A 4,803-nucleotide genomic window follows, 5' to 3' on the forward strand; every position below is an offset into this window, starting at 1 on the left:
GGATCAACAGCCCCGCCCGGCAAGAGCAACCCGCCCGCTAACGACAACCTGTCTCAGGTTGACTTGACAACTACCGACCGGCCCACCGGGTACATGGGTCAGGTCAGAGACAGAAGGGATGCGGTGGCGCCGGTGGTGGGTGCGACCGTCAGGGGTCGCCGGGCGGTGGGCGTGCCGACCGGCCGAAGCGGGTGGGCGTAGCACACCGGGTGGGTGCGGCGAGGGATCCCTGAGGTGGGACCGAACCGGGTGGAGCGATATGTGGGGTGTGGTGTTGACGAGAACGGTAGCGGCCGGCTCTCACAGCGCCTCCCGACCGAGAATCCGCGATGCAGGGCGTTCACCTGCACTGTGAGCGATCACAGGGCTTGGCGGGCGGGTCGGGGAGGTTGGTGCCGTGAGCACCGACGCACTCACAGACGATCTTGTTTTCTGACAGCCGCGGATCGTGGTGCGACGTGCCCGGGCTGCTGACCTGCGGTGTGAGCGACTGGGGCCCTCAGGCGCCTCGGTGTCAGTAGGTGTCGGGGTCGGTGAAGCGGTGGGGATTGGTGGCCGTGTTGTGGGGGCCGTGGTCGGAGGGAAGCTCATGCAGCCACCGGCGCAGGCCGGGCTCGGCGGCCAGCGCCCAGGCGGGGCCGGCGGGGTGCTCGTCGTGCAGGCCGGTGGCCACGGGCATGGCGGTGGGCACGCCGGCGAGGGCGTCGAGCAGGTTGGCCTCGCGGCGCCGGTTCGGTATGCGCAGCAGGACGGGGTAGCGGGGGCCGAACTCGGCGAGGCGTTCGTAGGCGCGTAGCTTGCGCAGCACCCTGGCGAGGGGTTCGGTGCCGTTGTCGTGTTCGAGGAAGAACCCGACGGTCCGGCCGGCGGCGGTCCAGATGCCGTGGCCGTCGGGGCGGATCTCGGCGAAGGCGTACGCGGCGGTGGCGTGCTGCTCGGACCACCAGCGCAGCAGGCGGGCGTGCGGGTCGGTGCGGGTGTAGGCGTGCAGGTCGACGAAGAGCTGGTTGGTGCCGAGCAGGTGCCGCAGGCGGGGGCTGCCGATGATGCGTTCGGTGCGTTCGATGCTGCTGCGCGGTGGCCGGGCATCCGGACGCTGCGGGTCGGTGTAGGTGGTGGGGTGCACGAGCATGCCGAGCGGGCCGAGGGTGTAGAGGTGCTGGCTGTCGCCGGTGGTGACGTCGACGAACCGGTGCACGGCGTCGATGCGGTGCAGGGTGGCCAGGCGTAGCCGGGCCGAGCGCTGCGACGGGAACAGCGCGTGGGTGATCTGGGCGGTGGACAGCACGTAGTGCTCGGCGAGCCACGCGAGGAGCTGACGGTCGCGCAGGGTCAGCCGACGCAGCTGCGACAGCCGATGAGCCTTGCTGGACGGAGAGCGGGGCGACGACGGACGGGACGGGGAGCTGAAGGATTCGCTGGACATCAGGGATCTCCTCAGGGAGTAGGAGGAAGGGTTTCCCTCCCGTGGGGAGGGAGTCTGAAACTTTCGCCGCCGATCAAGGAGGCTGGTCACGGGCGGTGTGCTGCGCTGACAGCCGCATCCGGGCGCCCGTCAGCGGGGCGCGGTGGTGAGACGTGGTGAAGGCGCGGTGAAGCCGCGGCGGAAGACGTCACGGAAACCCCGTAATCCGCCACGACAGCGCCACCTGGTTCGGACGGTCTGCAGATGGCCCCACCCGGACGGCCAAGCCCTACCAACAAGCGGCCGGCACCGCCGCAAACCTGACGCTCCGCACGTCAACCCGTCACCCGGGGCAGGTTCAAGAGGCCATCGAGCGGAAGCCAGATGCGGATACGAGTGGCTGGCTTTCAACACAGGTGGAGGGGTCCGGTGCTGTTCGCCGTCTGCGTCGCGATGCCGGATGATCCCTGCGTGGAGATCATCCATCTGCTGCAGCCGGGAGTGACCAGACCGCACCCTGATCGGGCGGCCAGTGCCACCTGGCTGGCCTCGGTGTACGACAGCACCAGGACACTCGACGGTGTGGTCACGACCTCGGTCGAGGCGCCGACGGTCGGCCGAAACCACTACCGGGTCGGTATGCGACTCCCTGATGGCAAGCCGTTGAGCATCCTCTTCAACGCTGCGGCCTTCCTGGTCGCTGGAGCCGAACAGCAAGATCCCCACATGATCAACGCGGTGTTCGTTGACATCCCAGGCGGGAGGGGCTGCGGGTCGCCACCACGGCAGAGCTGAATCAGCCGCTCAACGACCGACACCTGCATCTTCTTACCGAAGAAGAACGCCGGGAGGTCGCCTACCACCAGCCGAGCCGGCTCGGTGACCTGCTGTTCAACTGGTTCGACTGAGCCCCCCGCGCTCGCCGCGCGGCTAGATGAAAATTGCTGCGGGGTGACGATTACCCTTGGCCGGTGGCGTCCACGGTTTGGTTCGTTGGGGTATCGACAGGCAAGTCGCTAATCCATGAGGCGTTCCCGATCTGGATGGGCGACCTTGGCCTTGATGTACGTCTGGTCGGTCGCGATATGCCCTTGGCCGCCCCTGCTGAGGCATACCGCGCCTTGATGACCGAACTGGCCAGCAGCGATGACGTGCTCGGCGCCGTCATCACGACACACAAGGTGGCCGTACTGCGCGAGGCTGGCGACCTGGTCGACTGGCTCGACCCGTTGGCGGCCGAGTGCGGAGAGGTCAACGCGTTACGCCGTGAGGCGGACAGGTTGGCCGGCTTCGCCCGGGACCCGATCTCGATCGGGCGAGTCGTCGACGAAATCTGGCCCGACGGAGAACACGTCGTATGTCTGGGAGCCGGCGGTAGCGCGATCGCACTCGGCCGTCATCTGCTTGCCCGTCCCGTGCCGCCGGCCAGCTTGGTGTTCACCGACCGGAGCGGCGCGGCCGGCCGCCATCTGCAGGCCGTGCTCGGTCCGTGGGCCGAGTCCCGGCGAGTGCGCCTCGAGGTACATCTCGGTGCAGACCCATGGGATCACCTCGTCGCGTCCGGTCCGCCCGGAACGCTCGTCGTCAACGCCACCGGACTCGGCAAGGACCGTCCTGGTAGCCCCCTGTCGCCAGTCGTCCAGTTCCCACCCGCTGCCCTGGTGTGGGACCTGAACTACCGGGGTGACCTGGCCATGCTGCGGCAAGCCCGCGCTCATGAGGGATTGGTCGTCCACGACGGTTGGCACCTGTTCTGCCACGGTTGGGCCGCCGCGCTCGGCCCAATCCTCGATCTGTCGAACGAAATGAACACGGCCGGCCGGTTCGCCATGCTCGCAGAGCCCCTACGCGCGCGGCCTGAAGCTTGCCGCTGATCGGCCACCCGGTATGCCGCGCCGAAGTCCGGAACTTGGACACACCCGCTCACCGGCATGCCCGGCCGCCAGCCAGCCCGACACGTCGCGAGGCCGGCGGCGAGCGGATCGCGGCTACTTGTTTCATTGACCTACGACCAGCTGCGGTAAGCCCGTCCTCGTGCAGGGCACACGGGGTCGCTAACAGGGAAGTCGCCACCAGCCGCCGTCGCCGGTGCCTGAAGCCGCCTGGTCTCGTCGTTCGTGCCGCACGCTCAGCCCGGCGACAAGCCACCTTCAGCTTCCGATCCCTCCTCGACAAGCTGAGCATCGTCGACGTTGTCGCTCTCAGGATCGGCCAGCACCCACTCCCCGCCGTCAGGCTCGCGTTCGCCTGTCCTGCGAAGTCGTCCGTGAGCGCCGAGGAAATCGATCATCAACTGCACCGCGTCGCCGGCTTCCCGGTGGCCTGGTGCCGCACCACGATGAGCGGCGTCGTTGCGAAGGTTGTTAAGCCAGCGCAGCCGATCGACCGGAACAGCGAGCTGAATACCGGAGTCCTCGGCGATCGCGATGTAGCCGCCGAGAGCTGTCCGCTCGCTGATGCGTCCTCTCTGCTCTTCGGGCAGTTGGTCGGCGTGGCTGCGGACGTGCCGGCCGAGGGCAATCTCGAGGGCGGTGGCTGCGTCGATGATTGCGCGCCGGTTAGCGTCGCGTCTGTGCGCGGCCCGTGCGTCACGGCTGAGCACCTCTTCGAGCGGCGGTTCCTTGCCGTCACGGACGAACCCGAGGATGTCAGCCCATTCCTGCGCGCGGAGTGGAAGGACGCGAGGTGTAGTGATCGTGAGGCCTAGGGCGCCGTCGTGGGGCGGCTCGATAAACGTGAGCCCTGCGCCGACCGACTCTGCGTCGTAGACACGGTGATTGGGGTCGAGGTCCTGGCCGGTCACGATCTCAGTCCAGGTGCGCACGTCGTTGAACCACTTGTTGATGTATTCAGCGAGCTGATGCTCGGGGGTGAACCACGACACGTGGTCGTAGCTTGGGCCCTCGACGTCGGTCACGGCCAACCGATGAAGCGCCGTGGCTGGCCGAAGCGACTCGGGAATGTGGGCGCCGTACTCCTGCACCCATACGACCTGCTCGCCGACCAACTCGGGGCGCGACTCCACACCGGGCACAGGAGGGGGCCCGCCGACGGGTGACCGGTCATCGGGCATCACGACGTTGAACCGGAGCTTGTCGTAGCCGGTCGGGTACGACGCATCGAGCGCGTCGCACATCACCCAGATGTGCACCGGCAGCTCGAAGATCGCTCTCACCTCCATGTCGATCCCCTCACAACACCCCTTCCGTTGGGACCCGCTGGCACGCAATGCCTCAGCGTAGATACTCCGCTCAGGCGTTGGCGAAGTTCTTCTAGGAGACCCCTGAATAATGCGGCGTGCAGGTCTACCGATTTGATCGGGGTCGATAATTGGTGGGTGCAGGGTAGATCCGGTCTCGACCGCGAGTTGCTGGACACGGCGGCGCTGGTCGGGCATC

Annotated in this window: 4 protein-coding genes; 2 read left to right on the forward strand and 2 right to left on the reverse strand. The window is 67.6% G+C overall.

All coding sequences use genetic code 11. The annotated features are described in order from the left end of the window. Positions 1 to 514: 514 nt before the first annotated feature. Entirely contained in the window at positions 515 to 1,426 is a 912-nt protein-coding gene (locus ACLQ2U_RS32055) for a replication-relaxation family protein (RefSeq protein WP_425754622.1), read from the reverse strand. Positions 1,427 to 1,834: 408 nt separating this feature from the next. On the opposite strand from ACLQ2U_RS32055, the gene ACLQ2U_RS32060 reads away from it, so the two are divergent. After that, positions 1,835 to 2,200 (forward strand): hypothetical protein, encoded by a 366-nt coding sequence (locus ACLQ2U_RS32060; RefSeq protein WP_425754623.1) that lies wholly within the window; start codon positions 1,835 to 1,837, stop codon positions 2,198 to 2,200. Positions 2,201 to 2,376: 176 nt separating this feature from the next. Next, positions 2,377 to 3,279, forward strand: coding sequence for a shikimate dehydrogenase family protein (locus tag ACLQ2U_RS32065; RefSeq protein WP_425754624.1), 903 nt, complete (start codon positions 2,377 to 2,379; stop codon positions 3,277 to 3,279). Positions 3,280 to 3,533: 254 nt separating this feature from the next. On the opposite strand, the gene ACLQ2U_RS32070 is transcribed toward ACLQ2U_RS32065, so the two are convergent. Beyond that, on the reverse strand, positions 3,534 to 4,586 hold the full coding sequence (locus ACLQ2U_RS32070; RefSeq protein ID WP_425754625.1) for a hypothetical protein: 1,053 nt from the start codon (positions 4,584 to 4,586) through the stop codon (positions 3,534 to 3,536). Between the last annotated feature and the right edge of the window lie 217 nt (positions 4,587 to 4,803).

The organism is Micromonospora sp. DT47, from assembly GCF_049844475.1.
Taxonomy (GTDB): Bacteria; Actinomycetota; Actinomycetes; order Mycobacteriales; family Micromonosporaceae; genus Micromonospora.

Bases quoted from the DNA above. Each gene is read 5' to 3' on its own strand.
- ACLQ2U_RS32070 (WP_425754625.1), bottom strand. From the start codon at position 4,586: ATGGAGGTGAGAGCGATCTTCGAGCTGCCGGTGCACATCTGGGTGATG.
- ACLQ2U_RS32055 (WP_425754622.1), bottom strand. From the start codon at position 1,426: ATGTCCAGCGAATCCTTCAGCTCCCCGTCCCGTCCGTCGTCGCCCCGC.